The organism is Methanosarcina sp. WWM596, from assembly GCF_000969965.1.
In the GTDB taxonomy this organism is placed as follows: Archaea; Halobacteriota; Methanosarcinia; order Methanosarcinales; family Methanosarcinaceae; genus Methanosarcina.
In genome coordinates, this window is the sequence record NZ_CP009503.1 from 175,952 (window position 1) to 194,289 (window position 18,338).

The 18,338-nt window shown below is 42.2% G+C and carries 19 protein-coding genes, 2 tRNA genes and 1 pseudogene; 6 read left to right on the forward strand and 16 right to left on the reverse strand.

The window, feature by feature from the left end; translation table 11 throughout:
- Positions 1-6: 6 nt before the first annotated feature.
- The 5 genes from map to MSWHS_RS00805 form a co-directional block, all read right to left on the reverse strand.
- Complete coding sequence (map, locus tag MSWHS_RS00785; protein WP_048158643.1) at positions 7-897, reverse strand: type II methionyl aminopeptidase; 891 nt, start codon at positions 895-897, stop codon at positions 7-9.
- Between the two features lie 202 nt (positions 898-1,099).
- Complete coding sequence (locus tag MSWHS_RS00790) at positions 1,100-2,281, reverse strand: Xaa-Pro peptidase family protein (protein ID WP_048125221.1); 1,182 nt, start codon at positions 2,279-2,281, stop codon at positions 1,100-1,102.
- Between the two features lie 203 nt (positions 2,282-2,484).
- Complete coding sequence (locus MSWHS_RS00795; protein ID WP_231585525.1) at positions 2,485-3,003, reverse strand: hypothetical protein; 519 nt, start codon at positions 3,001-3,003, stop codon at positions 2,485-2,487.
- A 225-nt stretch (positions 3,004-3,228) separates the two neighbouring features.
- Positions 3,229-3,301: transfer RNA gene (locus MSWHS_RS00800), tRNA-Asp, on the reverse strand.
- A 111-nt stretch (positions 3,302-3,412) separates the two neighbouring features.
- Positions 3,413-3,526 (reverse strand) — tRNA-Tyr (locus tag MSWHS_RS00805).
- A 295-nt stretch (positions 3,527-3,821) separates the two neighbouring features.
- On the opposite strand from MSWHS_RS00805, the gene MSWHS_RS00810 reads away from it, so the two are divergent.
- Positions 3,822-4,160, forward strand: coding sequence for a protease inhibitor I42 family protein (locus MSWHS_RS00810; protein ID WP_048125231.1), 339 nt, complete (start codon positions 3,822-3,824; stop codon positions 4,158-4,160).
- A gap of 210 nt (positions 4,161-4,370) precedes the next feature.
- On the opposite strand, the gene MSWHS_RS00815 is transcribed toward MSWHS_RS00810, so the two are convergent.
- Positions 4,371-5,567 (reverse strand): methionine adenosyltransferase, encoded by a 1,197-nt coding sequence (locus tag MSWHS_RS00815; RefSeq protein WP_048125233.1) that lies wholly within the window; start codon positions 5,565-5,567, stop codon positions 4,371-4,373.
- An 871-nt stretch (positions 5,568-6,438) separates the two neighbouring features.
- On the opposite strand from MSWHS_RS00815, the gene hisG reads away from it, so the two are divergent.
- From hisG to hisB, 3 genes are all read left to right on the forward strand, one after another.
- Positions 6,439-7,308 carry an ATP phosphoribosyltransferase gene (gene hisG / locus MSWHS_RS00820; protein WP_048125235.1) on the forward strand — a complete coding sequence of 290 codons (870 nt, stop codon included), beginning with the start codon at positions 6,439-6,441 and terminating at the stop codon, positions 7,306-7,308.
- A gap of 90 nt (positions 7,309-7,398) precedes the next feature.
- Positions 7,399-8,136 (forward strand): 1-(5-phosphoribosyl)-5-[(5-phosphoribosylamino)methylideneamino]imidazole-4-carboxamide isomerase, encoded by a 738-nt coding sequence (hisA, locus tag MSWHS_RS00825; protein WP_048125240.1) that lies wholly within the window; start codon positions 7,399-7,401, stop codon positions 8,134-8,136.
- A gap of 322 nt (positions 8,137-8,458) precedes the next feature.
- Complete coding sequence (gene hisB, locus MSWHS_RS00830) at positions 8,459-9,034, forward strand: imidazoleglycerol-phosphate dehydratase HisB (RefSeq protein ID WP_048125244.1); 576 nt, start codon at positions 8,459-8,461, stop codon at positions 9,032-9,034.
- Positions 9,035-9,095: 61 nt separating this feature from the next.
- Here the strand turns inward: hisB and fdhD are convergent, their stop codons facing one another.
- On the reverse strand, positions 9,096-9,815 hold the full coding sequence (gene fdhD, locus MSWHS_RS00835) for a formate dehydrogenase accessory sulfurtransferase FdhD (protein ID WP_048130137.1): 720 nt from the start codon (positions 9,813-9,815) through the stop codon (positions 9,096-9,098).
- A gap of 243 nt (positions 9,816-10,058) precedes the next feature.
- Here fdhD and MSWHS_RS00840 point away from each other — a divergent pair, with 243 nt between their 5' ends.
- Entirely contained in the window at positions 10,059-10,877 is an 819-nt protein-coding gene (locus tag MSWHS_RS00840; protein WP_048127483.1) for an IS5 family transposase, read from the forward strand.
- Positions 10,878-10,919: 42 nt separating this feature from the next.
- Here the strand turns inward: MSWHS_RS00840 and MSWHS_RS18725 are convergent.
- Positions 10,920-11,257, reverse strand: a pseudogene (locus MSWHS_RS18725) (transposase); the annotation flags it as partial.
- 230 nt (positions 11,258-11,487) lie between these two features.
- On the reverse strand, positions 11,488-11,751 hold the full coding sequence (locus MSWHS_RS00845) for a type IV pilin N-terminal domain-containing protein (protein ID WP_048158644.1): 264 nt from the start codon (positions 11,749-11,751) through the stop codon (positions 11,488-11,490).
- Between the two features lie 313 nt (positions 11,752-12,064).
- On the opposite strand from MSWHS_RS00845, the gene MSWHS_RS00850 reads away from it, so the two are divergent.
- Positions 12,065-12,508 carry a type IV pilin gene (locus tag MSWHS_RS00850; protein ID WP_048130139.1) on the forward strand — a complete coding sequence of 148 codons (444 nt, stop codon included), beginning with the start codon at positions 12,065-12,067 and terminating at the stop codon, positions 12,506-12,508.
- A 652-nt stretch (positions 12,509-13,160) separates the two neighbouring features.
- Here MSWHS_RS00850 and MSWHS_RS00855 read toward each other — a convergent pair.
- The 7 genes from MSWHS_RS00855 to MSWHS_RS00880 form a co-directional block, all read right to left on the reverse strand.
- Entirely contained in the window at positions 13,161-14,093 is a 933-nt protein-coding gene (locus MSWHS_RS00855; protein ID WP_048158645.1) for a hypothetical protein, read from the reverse strand.
- Between the two features lie 208 nt (positions 14,094-14,301).
- Positions 14,302-14,754 carry a type IV pilin N-terminal domain-containing protein gene (locus tag MSWHS_RS00860; RefSeq protein ID WP_048125252.1) on the reverse strand — a complete coding sequence of 151 codons (453 nt, stop codon included), beginning with the start codon at positions 14,752-14,754 and terminating at the stop codon, positions 14,302-14,304.
- Positions 14,755-14,902: 148 nt separating this feature from the next.
- Positions 14,903-15,964, reverse strand: a complete 1,062-nt coding sequence (locus MSWHS_RS18730; protein ID WP_231585526.1) for a type IV pilin N-terminal domain-containing protein — start codon at positions 15,962-15,964, stop codon at positions 14,903-14,905.
- Between the two features lie 23 nt (positions 15,965-15,987).
- The gene (locus MSWHS_RS00870; protein ID WP_048125253.1) at positions 15,988-16,302 is read right to left on the reverse strand and encodes a hypothetical protein; all 315 of its coding nucleotides are present in this window, start codon (positions 16,300-16,302) and stop codon (positions 15,988-15,990) included.
- Between the two features lie 275 nt (positions 16,303-16,577).
- Positions 16,578-16,913 (reverse strand): RAD55 family ATPase, encoded by a 336-nt coding sequence (locus tag MSWHS_RS00875; RefSeq protein ID WP_052722520.1) that lies wholly within the window; start codon positions 16,911-16,913, stop codon positions 16,578-16,580.
- 95 nt (positions 16,914-17,008) lie between these two features.
- Positions 17,009-17,152 (reverse strand): hypothetical protein, encoded by a 144-nt coding sequence (locus MSWHS_RS19850; RefSeq protein ID WP_156151174.1) that lies wholly within the window; start codon positions 17,150-17,152, stop codon positions 17,009-17,011.
- Positions 17,142-18,323, reverse strand: coding sequence for a cysteine desulfurase (locus MSWHS_RS00880; protein ID WP_048125254.1), 1,182 nt, complete (start codon positions 18,321-18,323; stop codon positions 17,142-17,144). Before MSWHS_RS00880 ends, MSWHS_RS19850 begins: the two co-directional genes overlap by 11 nt.
- Positions 18,324-18,338 lie beyond the last annotated feature (15 nt).

The following is an 18,338-nucleotide window of genomic DNA, read 5'->3' on the forward strand; positions in this document are numbered from 1 at the left end:
CAGGGCTTATTTTGTTGTGACTTCACATCCATCCCGGGTTATTATTAACGTATGTTCTGCCTGGGATACAAGTCCCCCGGCACTTTCAATAAGCACAGGATAAGAGTGGATAATTCTGGCTTTTTCAAGCTGGATTAATGAAAAATCAAGTTTGTCTGAATTGAGCCAACGCTTTGCAAAGGGAAGTCCCCTGTAATCCTCTGCCTGTTTCAGGACGTTTCTGATTGCTGGCAGACGTACAGGCTTTTTCTGTATAACACTGTAAATCTCTGCCCAGCTGCCGTCATGTACAAGGCCCGTTCCGTTAGTTGCAAAGGGTTCAATTGCAAGCACATCTCCTTCCTTCAGGACAACTCCCCCTTCTACATGTTTGTTAGGCACTGCAGGGTTGTCGTGGGCCTCATACTGAGAAAGCCCGTGGCCTGTGAGATTCATAATAGGATTTAAGCCGTAGCTGCGGATCGTCTCCTCTATTGCAGCTCCTACCTCTCCTGTGCTGACTCCCGGTTTCACGAGGTCAATGGCTGCTGCAAGAGCTTCCTCAGAGGCTTTTACAAGGTCGGAATTGCCTGAAAGGTCCACAGTTACTGCTGAGTCTGCTATGTATCCGTCTACGTGGACTCCGAGGTCCAGCTTCACTATATCTTTTCCAAAGACATCCTTATCCCCTACTTTGGGAGTCGCGTGGGCAGCTTCCTGGTTTCTTGAGATATTGCAGGGGAAGGCAGGCCTACCTCCAAGTTCTATGGTTTTCTTTTCCACAAATTCAGCAACTTCAAGCAGGCTGTTTCCGACTTTCACCATATCTGCGGCTTCAGTTCTGACAATCTTCAAAATCCTGCCTGCTTCTCTGTATTTTTCAAGGATATCTTCTCTGTTGTATACATTATCTGTCATGTTAACCTCAAACTGGATGATTTCTCATAATTATAAACTCTTATTATGGTAGATTCCTGCTGTATTTATGCTTATTTCATGTAATTAAGGGTTATAAAAGGCAAATTAAGGTGAATTAAGGCAAATTAAGAGTACAATCTGGTTGTATAATTTATATGGTTGTATAATTTATATGGTTGTATAATTTATATGGTAGTATAATTTATATAAATGATTTTAATACAAAGTTTTTCTCTAATCCTGTAAGGTTTTTACACCCTGTTTCAGTAACCAGCACCATATCTTCAAGCCGGATTCCCCCAATTCCCGGATAATATAGTCCGGGCTCGATCGTTATCACATTACCTGCCTCCAGAAGCACGCCGTTTTCTCCTACGCCGGGAAGTTCATGGATGTCAAGCCCGACCCCGTGGCCTGTAGAGTGTGTGAATCCGGCTGTTGCTCCGCTTCTGTAAGTGTGGTAGCCTCGTACCTCAAACAGGTCACAGACTGCACTGTGTATTTCAGCGGTTGAGACTCCAGGTTTAACCATTTCCAGAGCTTTTTGTTGGGCTGCAAATACAGTTTCATACATTGCCTTTAGTTTTTCCGAAGCCTCGCCTCTGATCACGGTCCTCGTCATATCTGCAAAATAGCGCTTCTTTTTACTCCTCGGGAATATGTCCAGGATGATCGGAGCATTTGCCCTGAGAGGCCCTTCGGTAGTTCCGTGGGGGTTTGCAGTATCCTCCCCGCAGGAGACAATTGTCTCTTCGGCTTCGCATCCAAAATCCAGCAGAGTATGGTCAATGGCCGAATTCACTTTAGCTCCGGTAAGTACCTGCCCTTTAAAATAGAGAATACCGTCCCTGTCTTCTGCTCCTGCTATCAGAGAAATTGCTGCCATCATAGCCTTTTCTCCAGCCATCTGGGCATACCTTATGGCTTCAATTTCTTCGGGTCCCTTCACGCTCCTCATTTTTCTGAAAGGGCTTTTTACAGGCACTACGGTAAAACCTGCTTCTGTAAGATAGTTTGAGTAAAAAACAGGAAAATCGTAGGCAACTGCAATTTTTTTTACTTTTTCTTCAAGGAGAAGCTCGGATATGCAGGCTGCATAGGCAATGGATACATCCTTTTTTTCCTTGATTTTTTCGCGGTAGCCAAAGTCCTGAGTGGTTTTTATATTTGAAATTCTTGACTCGATTTCAGCCCTCCCGCGCTCCATTTCCGAAATGAAAATAACTTCTTTCCCGCTTTTGGTCTGCAGGTAAACGAACTCGTCCGATGCCAGGAAGCGGGTTACATAGTAAATATCGGCACTGTGAATATTCCCTGTCATCAGATAGGCGTCTGTTCCTGCTTCCTCAAGGACCTTTTTTGTACTGAAATCTGTCTCTTTCATGCAAGGTAATTCTGATGTTTGTAGATAAAGTTGTTATCGTCGGCTTGCAGGCAGGTCTGTATATGGATCCTGATCCGGGGTATTTCTTCCTTTTTCATCTTCTCTTTTCTTTTTCCCCTTCTCTTCTCATTTTCTTTTTTCCTTTTTTATTTTCCTTTTTCTTTGTTTTTCTTTTTTATCTCCTTTATTTTGTTTCCAAGAATTTAAAGCTCCTCAAACATCGTGAAATAGAGGTCAAGAGAAGCTGTCACCTCGTCCGAAAACCTGAGAATGCATACATATTTTCTTCTTCCCTGCTCTTTAACCCATATTCTGTCTTCCAAATCTTCATTTTTCAGGTCAGTGAAAACTTTTGCCGCGCAGCCCAGAATTATTCGAATGCTTGATGTCAGTTTCCTCTTTATCCTATCTTTTTTAAACTCAAGGTAATCGCGAGAAGTGTCTGTCTGAAACAGCGGACTCCTGTGAACCCAGTACTCATCTAGGTTGAGGTTCTCTTCGACAATAAGAGGGACCCTGAAATTCATTTCCTTCAGGCGCGATAGTTCATTCAACTTATTTTTGTCGGTTTCTGAATTTTCGGAATAACCTTCGTTTTTCAGAGAAGGCGTGTTTACTTCCAGTTCCCTGTTAATCCATTTCAGGGCGAAACTTTTGGAGGTTTTGATAAAAATGAGAGTTTCCTCTTCCATTTTTTTCTGGTACTCTCCATCTTCTTGCATAGCTCGCTAAATCTATCGGCTTTTGCTTCGGAGCAATCCGGAGTATTGGACTCAATCCCCATTTTTTAACCTCCTGCTTCAACTTTATTCCTTTTTTTTAAAAACGTAGGTTGGTTTAAATAAGGGTTGGATAGCACTGACAAAAATTTTAAATTAGATAAAAACAGGCTCAAGAAACCTGTGTATAATAATATTTATACAGTTGCCAAATCGAAAAAAAAGAAACGCCCGGACCGGGATTCGAACCCGAGTCGGAGCCTCGACAGGGCTCCATGATAGGCCTCTACACTATCCGGACACTTCGGTCTTTTTAGTTGCTGTTTTGCCCGCGCTGCGAGCAAACCTTAAATGTCTCTCTGGTATATAAATGTTCCCGTTGACTGGTTCCGATTCTGGATTAAATTCCAGGTCCCGCCTCCCAGACTCGAACCGGGGACATCGCGGTGCCTGCGCAGAGATGTACGGGACATTTCCCGCACGAGCCGAACTACAGCCGCGCACTCTACCACTGAGTTAAGGCGGGACGATGATGCTGATCCAGTGCTGCACAGGGCTACACTGCCTCAGTGCACCATCTCCATATATGGTGATGGTATTTATTGTTTTCGCTAGGTGTGGGAGATTATGGCTGACATTTATAACATTTTTCATATTTGTCAAAAATACTTTTGTATATTACGGAGGACATAATGCATAATTACAGTAAGAAAATGAACAGATTTTACAATACAATATATCTTAAAATACCTTTACAATATAATATATCTTAAAATACCTCACAATACAATGTACTTTTAAATACCGAAGGAGTAAGGAATATGGTCGCCCAAATCTTTACAAACGCCAATAATTCCGATACGGTCAGCATCAACCTTGGAAACACTTTTGTGATTAAACTCAGGGACCAACCTGGAGAGCACCTGTACAGTAAGGAAGATTCTGTTGCCGAAACGGTATGGAAAATGGAGGCAGAAGAAGGTCTCAAACTGCTCCGGGAACAGTTTACTCCGGATGTCCCGGATACAAAGACTCTTCCGGGGATTCACGAATGGGAATACGAGGCTGTAAAACCAGGCATCTGGGTAATCGAAGGTAATTATACTATTTTCCGCTTTGGAGGCGAGGAGAAGTTCAAACTAACTGTTAAGGTTATCTAAAAAATCTCCTTGAATTAAAATATTTTTATTTTTCTGAGGCTCCCCAAGGGAAGTGAAAACCTGCATCTAATAGTTGAAAATGTCTTCTTTCCAGCTGAGAATTATTAATTCTTGAGTTCGGCAAATACCTGAAAGGTGCAGTAAAAAATATGTGAAAAGAACCCGAAGGTTCCCCTCGATATTTTCTTGCTTCAGATATTTTTGGTTTTATTAAAAGGTGCTCAGTTCTCCTTTGATAACCATTTCCGTGATTTTTGTCACATTGGCAAGCCAGTCGTCAATTACAACTTCAGCTTCTGACTTTACCTTTGCAAAGGAGGTGCCTTCTTTCGGAATGATCTGAGCGCTTGCCACAAGTGGCTGGTCAATGGGCTTTCCTATCTGGGAAAGCAGTCTGATATTAACGTCCTGTAAGTCCGGAACCTGCTTTACAATATCCCGTGCCATCTGTGTCGAGAGGAGGTTGTAGATTTTTCCAATATGGTTAATCGGGTTCTTTCCACTGGTTGCCTCCATGCTCATAGGCCTGTTGGGTGTGATCAACCCATTGCAGCGGTTTCCGCGTCCTACTGAACCATCATCTCCCATTTCAGCTGATGTTCCGGTGACTGTAAGGAAGACACAGCTCGTTTTCAGGTTATCGCCTGTGTTAATCTGGACTTTCACGTCCCGCTCAGTATAGCGAGTTGCAAGCTCTTCCACATAGGTCTTCATTTCCTGAGTCATGTTTATGTAGCTGTCCAGGTCGTCGATATACCGCCCTATCATGCCGCTGCATATAGTAAGGGTTATATCTTCCCCATCCCTGAGTCCCATAACTTTCATGTCTTCTCCTATTGCGGGCATGCGGGACTTCATATCAGTAAGGAGCTGCCTCTCGGTATTGTATACGATATTTTCAAGTTCCGAAAATGGGGCATGCCCAACTCCGAAAGAGGTGTCATTTGCGACTGGCACTCTATCTCTCTTGAAGACATCTCTGAGGTCTGAAGACCCTGTCCCGAGCTTGCAGTCCATGATCACGTCTCTTTCAAGATCCATGTTCACCATGGTATTTCTCAGGTACTTGCGGGCAGCCTGGAGGGCTACGGACTCTGTGGCAAGCTCGGCGCCTTCGAATTCTTTAGTGGCTCTGCCTACCAGTAGCATATATATGGGCTGCAGTACCTCTCCTCCTCCGAATTTCGGACTGGATCTTCCGGCTACTATCTGGGTTTCATCAGTGTTGTGGTGAAGTACAGTTCCACATTTGGTTATATATTCCCTGCATAGCGCTCGGCTTACGGCTTCGGCAAGTCCGTCCGATATGCTGTCAGGGTGCCCTATTCCTTTGCGCTCTACAAGCTCTATCCGCTGCTTTTCGATGGGGGTTTGCAAGAGCTCTTCAACTTTTATATTTCGGGCCATTTGGATCCTCTTTTTTCAAAATTATTGATACTTTTATTGCTAGATGTTAATATTACCGCTTTATTAATCTTTAGTCCGTTGACGTAATCAACATATTTACTTAGCGCTAACTCTAAATTAAATACTTATGTCATCCCAACATTTATATCATTATTTTTATAATACTATTTATATGACTCGTTCGTCTGTTTCTATTTAATTACTACAGATATATAATGATTCTCATGTATTCATTACTGTAGGTAATAATTCTTGATGAAGCTGTCTTTCGGCTTAAGCATCAAAAAATCAGTCTATTCCCTTTGGACCCACTGCGAAATAACATCGGCAACTTTTTAGACTGTACTCAACCATTTTCACAAGCAAACCCCTCGATTAAATCCCAAAATAATTATGCTTTACCCAAGTTATTTCGTAACGAGCCCTTTGTGTAAAAATTTACCGTAATATAAACAGAATCATCCTTAACAACGGGTTTCTGGAAAAAAGTTCACAACGAGCTTCACCGTGAAGTCTATATTATACAAGAGTATTGTGGATAAATGTTTTATACGGAATAAACATACCGGAGATAAGCTTCCCGGCAGATCACTTAAATCACTTATCAGCTTAGATCACTCAGATCACTTAAATTACTTATCAGCTTAGATCACTCAGATCACTTAAATTACTTATCAGCTTAGATCATTCAGATCACTTAAATCACTTATCAGAGATCACTCAGATCACTTAAATCACTTATCAGAGATCACTCAGATCACTTAAATCACTTATCAGAGATCACTCAGATCACTTAAATCACTTATCAGAGATCACTTAAATCACTTAAATCACTTAAATCACTTACCAGACTTATTAGAGGACAGAGCAGATGATTCGCATTGCAATACCCAATAAAGGACGCCTTCACGAACCCACAATGTCTCTTTTTAAAGATGCAGGGCTTCCCATTAGCGGAGGAGCCGAAAGCCGAATACTCTTTGCAAAAACTGCAGACCCTGATATCCATATTCTCTTTGCCAGGGCTGCCGATATACCTGAGTATGTACAGGACGGAGCTGCAGATGTAGGTATTACAGGAATTGACTTGATTACGGAAAGGGAGGCAAATGTTGAGGCTCTTCTGGACCTTAAATTCGGGAAAGCGAACCTTGTTCTGGCTGTCCCTGAGGACTCTGTTTTCCAGAGTGCCCGGGATCTTGAAGGCAAAAAAGTGGCAACCGAGTTTCCAGAGATCACGCGCAAGTACTTCCAAAACCTTGGAGTTAATGTTGAAGTTATAAAGGTCAGCGGAGCTTGTGAAATGACTCCACATGTGGGAATTGCGGACGCCATTGTGGATATTTCAAGCTCCGGGACAACTCTCCTGATAAACCACCTGAAAGCTATCGACACAGTCTTTTCTTCCACTGTCCATCTGATTGCTAACAAAAAAAGCCTCAGGGAAAAGGACAAAATTCTGGATATAAAAACTGCACTCGAAAGTGTGCTTAATGCAAAGAAAAAACGTTATTTGATGATGAACGTTCCCGAAGCTTCCCTCCAAGCAGTAAAAGAGGTCCTTCCGGGAATGTCAGGTCCGACGGTAATGAAAGTTGAGTCCAGCAGGTCGTCTGAAGAATCATTCCTTGCTGTCCATTCCGTTGTGGATGCAGACCTGATCTTTACCATGGTAAACAAGCTCAGGAAGGTCGGTGCAAGGGATATACTTGTCGTCCCGATCGAAAGGATCATGCCCTGAAAGGAAAAATACCTGGAAATAGTGAAGGCTTAAAACAGATCAGAAACAGAAGATGGTTTTCTTGCAAATATGCCGGAGATGTGGTTTTCTATGGTTTTTGAAGTGATTCCTGCAGTGGATATGAGAGAGGGAAAATGTGTTCAGCTGGTGCAGGGCGTGCCTGGCAGTGAGATCGTATCTCTTGATGACCCTCTTGCAGTTGCCCTTGACTGGGTCGGAAAAGGGGCAAAGACCCTTCATCTGGTAGACCTTGACGGAGCAATTGAAGGGGAACGAAAAAACGCCCCCATTATTGAAAAGATAGTCCGGACCTGCAGAGAGAAAGGTGTAAGTATCCAGGTTGGGGGAGGAATTCGTAGCTTTGAAGACGCAGCTTCTCTTCTTGAGCTTGGGGTTTCAAGGGTAATTCTCGGAACCGCTGCCCTCCAGAATCCCGAACTTGTAAAACAGCTTTCCAGTGTCTTTGGAAACTCATGTGTAAACGTTGCGCTGGATGCAAAGAATGGGAAAATCTCAATCAAAGGCTGGACTGAGGAGTGCGCGCAAACTCCTGTTGAAATGGGTAGGAAGTTTGAAGAGCTTGGAGCTGGAAGTCTTCTTTTCACGAATATCGATTCCGAAGGTTTGATGCAGGGAGTAAACCCTGTTCCTACAAGGGAACTCGTGGAATCTGTCAGCATCCCTGTAATTGCATCCGGGGGGGTAAGTTCCCTTGAAGACCTTAAGGTCTTGAAGAAAACCGGGGCTGCAGGTGTTGTGGTAGGCAGTGCCCTTTACACAGGCAGGTTTACCTTTGAAGAGGCAATTGAGGCCTCCCTCGGAGACTGATTGGGCTGCTTGTTTTCACTTCTCAAGAGCCCTTATTCATCAACCCATTTCCTTAATTTTTCCGGGACAAACTGAATATCAGGAAAAGATAATCAATGAATAGATAATCAATGAATAGATAATCAATGAATAGATAATCAAGGAATTGGTAATCAAGGAATTGGTAATCAAGGAATTGGTAATCAATGAATAGATAATCAAGGAATTGGTAATCAAGGAATTGATAATCAAGGAATTGATAATCAAGGAATTGATAATCAAGGAATAGGTACGCAGCTAGATACAAAGTATTTAATTATTTTAAAAGGGAATGTGATGCTGTATGAGAACAAGCAAAATCTCCCGTAAGACAAAGGAAACTGATATCCAGCTTGAGCTTTCCCTTGATGGTGAGGGAATTGCAGATGTCAGTACAGGGATTGGATTTTTTGATCATATGCTTACTTCTTTTGCAAGGCATGCCGAGTTTGACCTTAAAGTGCGTGCCGAAGGCGATCTTTATGTGGACGAGCACCATCTGGTAGAAGACGTCGGGATAGTCCTTGGAAAGGCTCTTGCCGAAGCTCTTGGAGACATGGCAGGAATCGCCCGTTTCGGGGAAGCTCGAATCCCAATGGACGAAGCTCTCGCAGAAGTTGCCCTGGATGTAGGTGGGCGCAGTTATCTAGTCCTGAAAGCCGATTTTGTTGCCTCACAGGTAGGGCAGTTCAGTACCCAGCTGGTGAAGCACTTCTTCGAGACCCTTGCCTCAAATGCGAAAATTACCATACACGCCAGTGTCTACGGGGAGAACGACCACCACAAAATCGAAGCTCTCTTCAAGGCTTTTGCATATGCGATGAAAAGGGCTGTAAAAATTGAAGGCAAAGAAGTAAAAAGCACGAAAGGGACACTGTGAATAATTCCCATTCTAATTTTTTAAACTCCGAAGGTTCCTTTTATTTTGAGAAATGACGCGCTTAAATCCGGACCCGCCATTCATTCGCAAATACCAGCATTGCTTCTGACCTGAGTTGCCCCACAAGGCATATGTTCGCTTTTTTTGCAGCTTCAACTCCGGAGTCAAAGGGCATGGCTTTGGTGGCAACAAGGGAAATTCCTGCCCGAGCTGCTTTTGTGACCATGTAGGCAGGCTGCCTACCGGTGGAAAGCATGTAGTGTTGTGAAATGTCGAGCCCCTTTAGGAATGCCGTTCCTACTACCTTATCCACGGCGTTGTGCCTGCCAATATCGACAATATGTGCTGTGAGTTTTCCTTTTCTGTTTATAAGGGCTGCAAGATGTGTCCCCCTTGTGAGCTTGTAAGTCTCGGATTCGAGATGATCCGTGCCTGTAAAAAGGGCTTCTGGATTGAACACAGCATCCGAATCTACGAAAATTTGTGTCCTGGCTGCCTCATCCCTTGGGGTTCGACTTTCCTTTCGAGTCAGGATATGGACATCATTACCTTCTACCTCAACCCCTGCAATCTCTCCGTAACTGATAATTCCTTCCGTTATCAGGTGCCCTACTGCAAGCTCTTTTAGCTCAAAAGGGGAGGCAAAAAGGGTCGTAAACGGTTTCCCGTCTAGAAAAAGTTTAACAGGGACTTCCCTTGCAAGCAATACTTTAGTGTCTTCGGCCCTGCCGTCGGAATGGATTCTTCTGGCAGGGTAAGGTGTGGTGTATCTCTCAGGCATATGGATCTGTTTTCTCGCTTTTTCTGTATAAGCAGATATAGTCTCCATATGCCTTTTTCTTTTCCGTTAGGAGTCGTCACAGAACAAATTATGCACAGGTTTCGATTGGATGCCTTAATTTTCAGAATCATTGCCACCAATTGAAAATTATCTTTATGAAAAATATGCATAATCTATTTTGGGACATATACTTAGAGCCTATCCGAAAAGTAGAATAACTATATTTTAGGGTAATGTTGATTAGTGGTAACACGAAAAAACGGACATGACTACGAGATTTCTGATGAATTCTGGACTAAAATCAAACCATTATTACCTTTCCCTAAACCCAAAAAGAAGCCTGGACGACCTCGAAAAGATGATAAGAGAATACTGAGTGGTATTTTTTATCTTCTTCGTACTGGTTGCCAATGGAAGGCGTTGCCACGCTTTTATGGAGCTCCAAGCACTGTCCATGATCGGTTTCAGGAATGGCAAAGATCAGGGTTATTTGAGAATATGTGGAAAGCTGGTCTAGTGGAGTATGATAATCAAAACGGATTAGAGTGGGAGTGGCAAGCAATTGACGGTGCTATGACAAAAGCTCCACTAGGTGGAGCTGGGACCGGAGCTAATCCAACTGATCGTGGCAAAAAAGGTACAAAAAGGAGTCTGTTAACAGATGGTAAAGGTATACCACTATCGGTTACTGTTGATGGAGCAAATCGTCACGATAAAAAGCTTGTAAAAGAGACTTTAGATGCCATTATTTTTGAAAGACCGTCTCAAGATGATGTTATTCAGAATATATGTATGGATAAAGGATATGATTTTCCTGATATCAGAGAATTAGTTAAAGAATATGGTTATACTGCCCATATCAAAAGCCGTGGAGAGGAAAACATAAGAATAGAGATACCAGGTTTTAGGGCAAGAAGATGGGTTGTGGAAAGGACACATTCTTGGATAAACAGATTCAGAAGAATGCTTATTAGATGGGAAAAGAAAATTGAGAATTACTTTGCGATGCTTCATTTCGCATGCGCATGGATAACATTCAGAGCAGCGGGACTTTTCGGATAGGTTCTTAGTCTAAGCGCATTGTGAGGTAGTTGATATGTAGAATTCCCTGAATTTTACGGACTGACTATCTAAAATAACGGCACATGACTCTGGTTTTCTTCCATTTGCAATTCTCAGTTCAGTTCTCAGTACAGTGTTGATATGTTCCCAAATTTCTTTAAGTCGCCAGAGGCGGAAATAATGTAAACAGTTTTCCATGGTGGAAATTCGTGGAGTAACATTCGCCAGGCACAACCAGAACGTAACAAATAGAAGATGGTATTCAGTGTTTCTCGATAGGGATGAACGCGTTTTTTACCTCGATTCGTTCTTGGATTCGGAAAATGAGGTTTAATTAGTTGCAATTCTCGATCGGATAAATCGCCAGGAAAAGGAAGTATTCGAGATCGTTTTAACTCTGACGAACAATGATGGTATAAGGATTATTTAATTTTAAAATAGCCTCTTAGAGGAAAAATATGTCAAATCTTTGGAATCATATACTTTTTAATTAGGGCCAGCCATCTCGAATTCTGCGTGTTGCCCTCCAACATTGAGTATTATCTTGATGCCTTCAAGATCAATCGCTTCTCCTCCACTGTGGAAGATCTGCATTATTTCTTCTGACCTGTTAATACTTTCCTGCAGGTCGGTACGCGGTACACACGGGGGGTTTATTGCCCCCCCCCCCATCTGAAAATACTGTAAGCGCGATTGAATAAAAAGCCAGCACGACAATAGATATCATGAGCACCTGCCCTATTACCTCTGAGACTGCCTGGCATTCCCTGGTAAATTTCCTGGTAAATTTTCTGGTAAATTTCCTGGTAAATTTTCTGGTAAATTTCCTGGTAAATTTTCTAGTAAATTCCCTGAGTTTTTTATTTCCCACCATGATAAAAATCACCTACTATAAAATTACATTCGGTTCTCTACATTCTTATTTGCACTGTTGTTTATTGAGTATTAATTTTACTGTCTGAATATAATGTTTTTATTCTTTGGGATTCCCGGGAAACATTTATAAAAACGAACTGCCTTAATTACTTAATTATCTTGTAAAGTATCAGCAAAAATTTATCTACAAAAGAAGTCTATCTTTAAGGAGAGTTGTAAAAAGTATTAATTGTTATTATGTGTTTTCAAGTGTTAAAATTCAGACAGGTTGTCCTGTCCGGATGTTTTTAACTCAGGAGGGAGAAGATCATATGGATCGCAAAAAAATATTTAGGAACGATAAGGCAGTGTCCCCGGTAATCGGTGTCGTGCTGATGGTCGCAATCACCGTCATCCTCGCCGCAGCAATTGGTTCATCTGTCTTTGGCCAGGGACCTGCAAAATCAGCACCGCAGGCGAACATCAATGTAAAATTCTCTAATTATGTGAGTGGTGTCCCTGAGAATATAACTATTGAACATCTTGGTGGCGACTCTATCAATTGGGATAATGCAGAACTCCGTTTATATGATATAAACGGCTCAACAGTTGGTGTAAATACCACTTCTATTCAAACTGATTACTTTAACGTTGGAGACGTTGAATCCCTCGGAATAAATGGTACTGACGTAATTGAACTTAATTCCATCTATAATGTGAAAATAGTTGATTTATTGTCTAACCAGGTCATCTGTAACAAAGAACTGAGGACTTAAACATAACTTTCAAAATTGTGCCCATTTGGGCGCATTTTCTTTCATTGATGCCGCCTCATCTCAAAACGAAGTTGCCCTCAAATATCGGCGTGCCAATAAAAGTCGAATAACACTTATATAATGTTTATTAAAAGCTTCTTCTATCTTGTTAAAAAAATTGAGAAGTAATCTTCATAAATATTTGTCTCATTATCTTCTCTAAATTTCTTCGATTTTTTATATTAATATGAAAATTACTTACTCAACATTCCTAAGGACTAAATGAGTTGAACTAAATCTAAAAACGAATAAAATTGTTAAGAACAATCTCTATTTTTGTATATATTGTTCGCTTATTAAGGACATTGGTTTGTTTTGTCAACAACTACCTTTCCGAGATTTAATAAAAGCCCTGAATTTTCTTTTTTAACCGAATAAGCTTATGAATATAACTTCCTATATAATTAGAGGACACAATGTATTATTTGTGGAGATTCCCGTTTTCCTGTAGAGGCCGGGAATAGTAAAAAAGGGATTCAGGAACTTCTGCAGGTTCCATCTTGTAATTTTTAGACTGTCTTTTTTGGGTGAGGTATGCTTCGGACTTCACGCAATTTAATTTATTGGGAAAAGCTACAGGAACGATTTTGAAACGAAAATTCAGGGCTTTTAATTAAATCTCGGTCTCTATTTTTATCAGAGTACTGTATGCTTTAAAGTTGATACTTTTATTTTCCGGGGAAAGGGAAAATTTGACAGTGTAAGTATCGTTGGTTATGTTGTAATCTGTGCCTTCCTGAAGGGGAATCCCACTCTCGTCGACTGAATCTTCAAAATACTCTTCCCAGGCTTCTGTATTTTCTGTGTAGACAGTAAGGTCCACGGAGGTGACGTTAGCTTTTAAAGTTTTGTTTCCATTAGTAAATAAGTCGTCAGAGTCATAGAGATTTATGAAGTTCTGGGAAGTCAGCATTATATCTTCTATGCTGTTACTGGCCATTACTCTGCGTTTTCCGTCGAGGGTCACGGCTCGCACTGAAAGGTTTACGGAGGAGATGCCGGTTCCATTTTCAAGCACAATTCCCGGGGAAAGTTTCATCATGGACCTGCCGTTCCGGGCGACGATGAGAGCCCCGTTTTCGTAGCAGTAAGTTTCGTCCACGTAATGGGTGTTAGTAGGGCAGTATGAGACCGAACCGGTATAATCTAGAGTTTTATTGCTGTCGTATCCCAACATATCATCATCCACTACTATCAACATGCCTGAAATGTCATTGTTTACAGCAATGGTCCCGCCTGTTTTCATGTCTCCTATGAACGGCAAATCGGCTCCTCCCATCTGGATCGGACTGTTCAGGGTTATCCTGGAATTCGGATTCATTTCGGCCCCTGCGGCCAGAATGTCAACGTTAGACTTGAACCTGGTCATGTCCTGCCAGACGTCGGACATGTGGGCGTATTCCGCATCCTCTTTCCAGACGGGCACATAGTGGACCTGGATTGTCGTCATAGTGGCAACTATAATTCCGAGCAGCAGGGCTGCGGCAATAGCAGCTGCTATCCCTGATTCGGACTTTTTTAATGCTTCAAAACCCCTTTTTTTCATTCTTTCCCCTTCTCCAGTTTATTTTTAATTCACATACGACGCCATGTAGCTACGTTTAGGTCATTTCCGGAACTTCTATTTCCTGCAGTCATCAGTCTTGAAAATTGCCACCTGGTGTTGTTTATACAGGCAGATAGGTCGGTTTTAATAAGCCTCGATTGAATCATGTTTCGGAAGACTCTCATCATACCATTTTTCTGAGCTTTTCTCAGGGCGACAGCTGCAAGTTATGGATAACTTCTTTTGAGGGGGTATCGATAAGATACACATTTATTTCATCTTCTTCGTTGATGTTGACTCCCCATTCTCCCAATGTGTTAATCTCTATTTTGTCTCCCAGCTCCCATATGCTCCGGTTTCCCAGATTCACATATATCTGGGATGAAGAGTAAGTGTGTCGATTCCCATCGATGTTTACCGCTATTTCAAGAGATTCAGTATCGATAAACTCTCCTCCGCAGTGTTCCAGATAGATCGTATCTGTCGGTGCACCCATCCATCCTTTAACCTGAGTGTGGGGAACATCAGCCGGTCCACCGTATGATAAGATGGATGCGGCAATTGCGCCGAGAATAAGGACTGCTATTGTCGTCATGAGCATCTCCCCCAGGACATCCGAAACAGCAATGTAATTTTTAAAGAGTTTTTTTACTTTTGGCAAACAGATCCATCCATCTCATATTTTTTTTCACGTTTTTTTTACTATCAATAATTGCTTTCTTTCCAAAGTTGAGTTGTTGGCTAAAGATTGCGTTTTTTCTTTTTTCATTAGTTAATAAGCACACTTCTTTGTTACATCAAAATCAATATCAACTAACTGATTCTGGACTGGCTAAATAGTTCGTTTTCTCTACCCATAACCCCATATAATCGATAAATATTGCTTTATCATCAGACGAGGTAGTTGATGCCTCAATCCGTACCTTGAAATTAGCCAGGTCTGCAGGAGTATTGATATGATCTGTCAGGTTGATCGATTCTGATTCGAATTGATCAGTATGTTTTGGAAGCTGATTTTCGTAGTATACCCATTCCCCCTGTCCATACTCGTTTATGTCATAAAATTTAAGTCTGAAATCTTTAATTGATTTATCATTAGAATAGTAAACGATTATGAGAGTAACATTACAGAAAGTGTCCCCCGGTCTAATCCCCCAGGCAATGGGCTTAATTTTGAAATCGAGTTCCTGATATATACTGGTGTTTATCGTAGTTTTATTGGGATAATACGTAGTACAATTTCTATCTTCTTTGGTTATTTTTGGGTCCGTTGCATCTTCTGTTTTTGTGCAATCTACAAAACGAACCTGGATCTTGTTCCCATAGCCTTTTGTATCTTTTTTTGATCCTGATGTGTCCGTTATATCTCCCATCGGGGTGAGCAATATTTTTAAGTCGGGCATCTTTTGGAACTCTGTCGTAAGTGTACTTTTCTGGATCAACTCGTTTGATGGGGTATCGACCAGAAATAACTCTACTTGGTCGTCATTGTTGAGGGGAACCCCCCAAGTTTTTATTGTATTGATTTCAATAGTGTCCCCAATTTTCCAGACATTGTTGTTCCCCAGGCTTGCGTAAATTTGTGAAGATGTGTATATATACTTCTTGCCGTTTATATTTACTATTATCTCGGCATCCTCGGGACTTATTGGTTCACCTCCATTGTGTTTCAGGTAAATCGTGTCAGTGGAAGTGTCCATAATTTCCTGGACATTCGTGTGGGGGACATTGGCAGGTCCCTCCTGTGAAATAACAGAAATACTCAATACGCTGAGCATGATTACTACTATGCCTACTAGAAGGACCCCTCCCATTACTTCCGAAACTGCATTTTCTTCCGATATAATCTTTTTTTCGGACTTTTTTGGCACAGAAAACGCTCCTTGAAAATTCTTTATACCATGAATGTAAAGACCGCGTAGGTAATTATCATCATGCTGACGCTGTACTTCAAGCCCATGTAAACTGAACCCTGCTCCATTTTTCCTACAATAAGCCCGGAAGTTATAGCCTGGACAAGAATTGAGTGGTACATGAGCATCGTGTACTCCTCTAAGTTGAAGTAGCCGTTTCTTATCCCTCCGGATCCCACTCCCTGAGACGAACTCTTGAATGATGCACTTTCCGGGAAGAAGTACACAGCCAGGATGTAAACGATGAAAAGGAAGACGAAAAAGGCTATGTAGATGGTGACGACGTAGATCACCATTTCCGAAGAGCGCTCTTTTTTCAGCCTCTTATCACCCTTTTTTAACAGTAGATACTGTCACCACAACCCAAAATGCGAAAACCAATCTGAGGGAGTTGGATAACAGGGTATCGTATAACTTAAGGGATCGGGAACATTAAGCCGGAGAAAACCGGAAGCTTTAAGCATCTTGAGTAATCCGATCATATATTCCATTTCACCTGTGGTATGTGGGGTAGAACCTGTATGACTTGTCCTCAGTAGAGGGAAGGGTGACTCAGGAAGCCGCTAAATCTTTAGTTTAACGGTAGTCCTTTTCCCAGGCGGGAAGAGAAGAGAGTCTCCTGAATCCTGCTATGAAATACATCTCCTACCACGAGCAGCCCGGAATCAATAAAAGGTTCAAGATCCATTCCCAGAGATTTTGACTGAAGGATGACATCTTCCAGCAGTGATCTTTTAAGGATCAAAAGCTCCTTCTTCCCTGCAGAGTAGTTGCTGTACAGGAAATGTGTACCCATTATTGTCTTTCCCGAACCTGTGGGTCCTGTGATAAAGATACCTTTTCCCCTGGGATATCCCCCTCCAAGGAGTGAATCAAGGCATTTTATTTCACTCGTAATCCTTTTCATTTATTTTGCTCCTGAAAAGAGTTTAGGTCAAAGCAACTTCTTTCAATTTACTGTTATGTAATGATATTCGTCAGTACCTGTATTAAAAACAATCTCTAAAAAATAAATATGTGTTCGAATGTAACTCCCCTTCTACTTAAATGCCGGATGAAATTTTCAGGATACAGGTATTTTTCAGGATACAGGTATTTTTCAGGATACAGGTATTTTTCAGGATACAGGTATTTTTCAGGATACAAGGGATTTGAGTGCATTGACTGCATTTATAAGTATATTTACTTCTTCTTCCGTGTTGTAGAGTGCGAAGGAAGCCCTCACAGTGCTGTCAACTTCAAGGAAGCGGGTAATAGGGATTGCACAGTGGTGTCCACTGCGGACGCAAATCTTTCTGGTCTGGTCAAGGATCAGGGCAACATCGTGAGCATGAAGCCCTTTCACATTAAAAGGTACAATACCTGTCCGGTTTTCAGGCCCGTAAACCTCCACGTGCTCGAGTTCTGAGAACCTCTTTGCAGCTTCCCCGGAAAGTTTCGCTTCATGCTTTTCAATCTCAGAAACCCCTATTTTTTCCACATACTCTACTGCTCTCCCAAGCCCGATAACCCCGGGAATATTTGGAGTGCCGGCTTCAAAACAGGCAGGCGAAGGCTCAAGTGTGTATGAAAGCCCGCTGACGTCCGAAACCGCACCTCCCCCTACTAAGGCACTTTCCAAAATCTCTGGTTGTCTGATGTAGAGTACGCCTGTTCCCTGCGGGCCAAGCAGCCCTTTGTGTCCTGCGGTTGCAAAAAAATCACATTCAAGGTCTTTCAGGTCCACTGGCATATGTCCTGCAGCCTGGGCACCGTCAATAAGAGTTTTTACCCCGTTTCTGCGGGCAATTTTCGTAACCTTGCTGACATCCTGGACAGAACCTAAAACGTTTGAAACCTGGGTTATAGAGATGAGTTTTGTCTTGTCAGTGAGCGCGTTTTCTATCATCCGGGGATCAATTATGCCTTTGCGGTCCGGGCTTACAACTGTTACGTTTACTCCTTTCTTTTGCAGGCGCAGCCAGGGCAGGAGGTTTGAATGGTGCTCGAGCAGGGTTGTAACAATGTGGTCTCCTGCTTCCCAGGGATAGCTGTTTGCAACAAGGTTTATCCCTTCGGTTGTATTTTTCGTAAATATGGTCTTTGACGGATCTGCATTCAGGAAATGAGCAACAGTTTCCCGTGCATCTTCATAGTGGTTTGTGGTCTCCCTGGCAAGGCGGTGCGCTCCTCTCCCGTGGTTGCCGGCGTACCTGTAAAAATATTCAACCATGGCTTCAACTGCAGGGATCGGGGTCTGCGTAGTCGCTGTGCTGTCCAGGTACACAACTTCTTTTAAAACAGGAAAATCTTCACGGACCGCATATACATCGTACATGCTTCTTTTCTAGGA

Coding starts and splice junctions, on each gene's coding strand:
- MSWHS_RS00870 (WP_048125253.1), bottom strand. CDS start 16,302: ATGGTGATCTACGTCGTCACCATCTACATAGCCTTTTTCGTCTTCCTT.
- MSWHS_RS00815 (WP_048125233.1), bottom strand. CDS start 5,567: ATGGCCCGAAATATAAAAGTTGAAGAGCTCTTGCAAACCCCCATCGAA.
- hisA (WP_048125240.1), top strand. CDS start 7,399: ATGGTTTTTGAAGTGATTCCTGCAGTGGATATGAGAGAGGGAAAATGT.
- hisB (WP_048125244.1), top strand. CDS start 8,459: ATGAGAACAAGCAAAATCTCCCGTAAGACAAAGGAAACTGATATCCAG.
- MSWHS_RS00880 (WP_048125254.1), bottom strand. CDS start 18,323: ATGTACGATGTATATGCGGTCCGTGAAGATTTTCCTGTTTTAAAAGAA.
- MSWHS_RS00855 (WP_048158645.1), bottom strand. CDS start 14,093: ATGAAAAAAAGGGGTTTTGAAGCATTAAAAAAGTCCGAATCAGGGATA.
- MSWHS_RS00795 (WP_231585525.1), bottom strand. CDS start 3,003: ATGCAAGAAGATGGAGAGTACCAGAAAAAAATGGAAGAGGAAACTCTC.
- MSWHS_RS00810 (WP_048125231.1), top strand. CDS start 3,822: ATGGTCGCCCAAATCTTTACAAACGCCAATAATTCCGATACGGTCAGC.
- hisG (WP_048125235.1), top strand. CDS start 6,439: ATGATTCGCATTGCAATACCCAATAAAGGACGCCTTCACGAACCCACA.
- map (WP_048158643.1), bottom strand. CDS start 897: ATGACAGATAATGTATACAACAGAGAAGATATCCTTGAAAAATACAGA.
- fdhD (WP_048130137.1), bottom strand. CDS start 9,815: ATGCCTGAGAGATACACCACACCTTACCCTGCCAGAAGAATCCATTCC.
- MSWHS_RS00875 (WP_052722520.1), bottom strand. CDS start 16,913: ATGAAAAGGATTACGAGTGAAATAAAATGCCTTGATTCACTCCTTGGA.
- MSWHS_RS00850 (WP_048130139.1), top strand. CDS start 12,065: ATGGATCGCAAAAAAATATTTAGGAACGATAAGGCAGTGTCCCCGGTA.
- MSWHS_RS00790 (WP_048125221.1), bottom strand. CDS start 2,281: ATGAAAGAGACAGATTTCAGTACAAAAAAGGTCCTTGAGGAAGCAGGA.
- MSWHS_RS00845 (WP_048158644.1), bottom strand. CDS start 11,751: ATGGTGGGAAATAAAAAACTCAGGGAATTTACTAGAAAATTTACCAGG.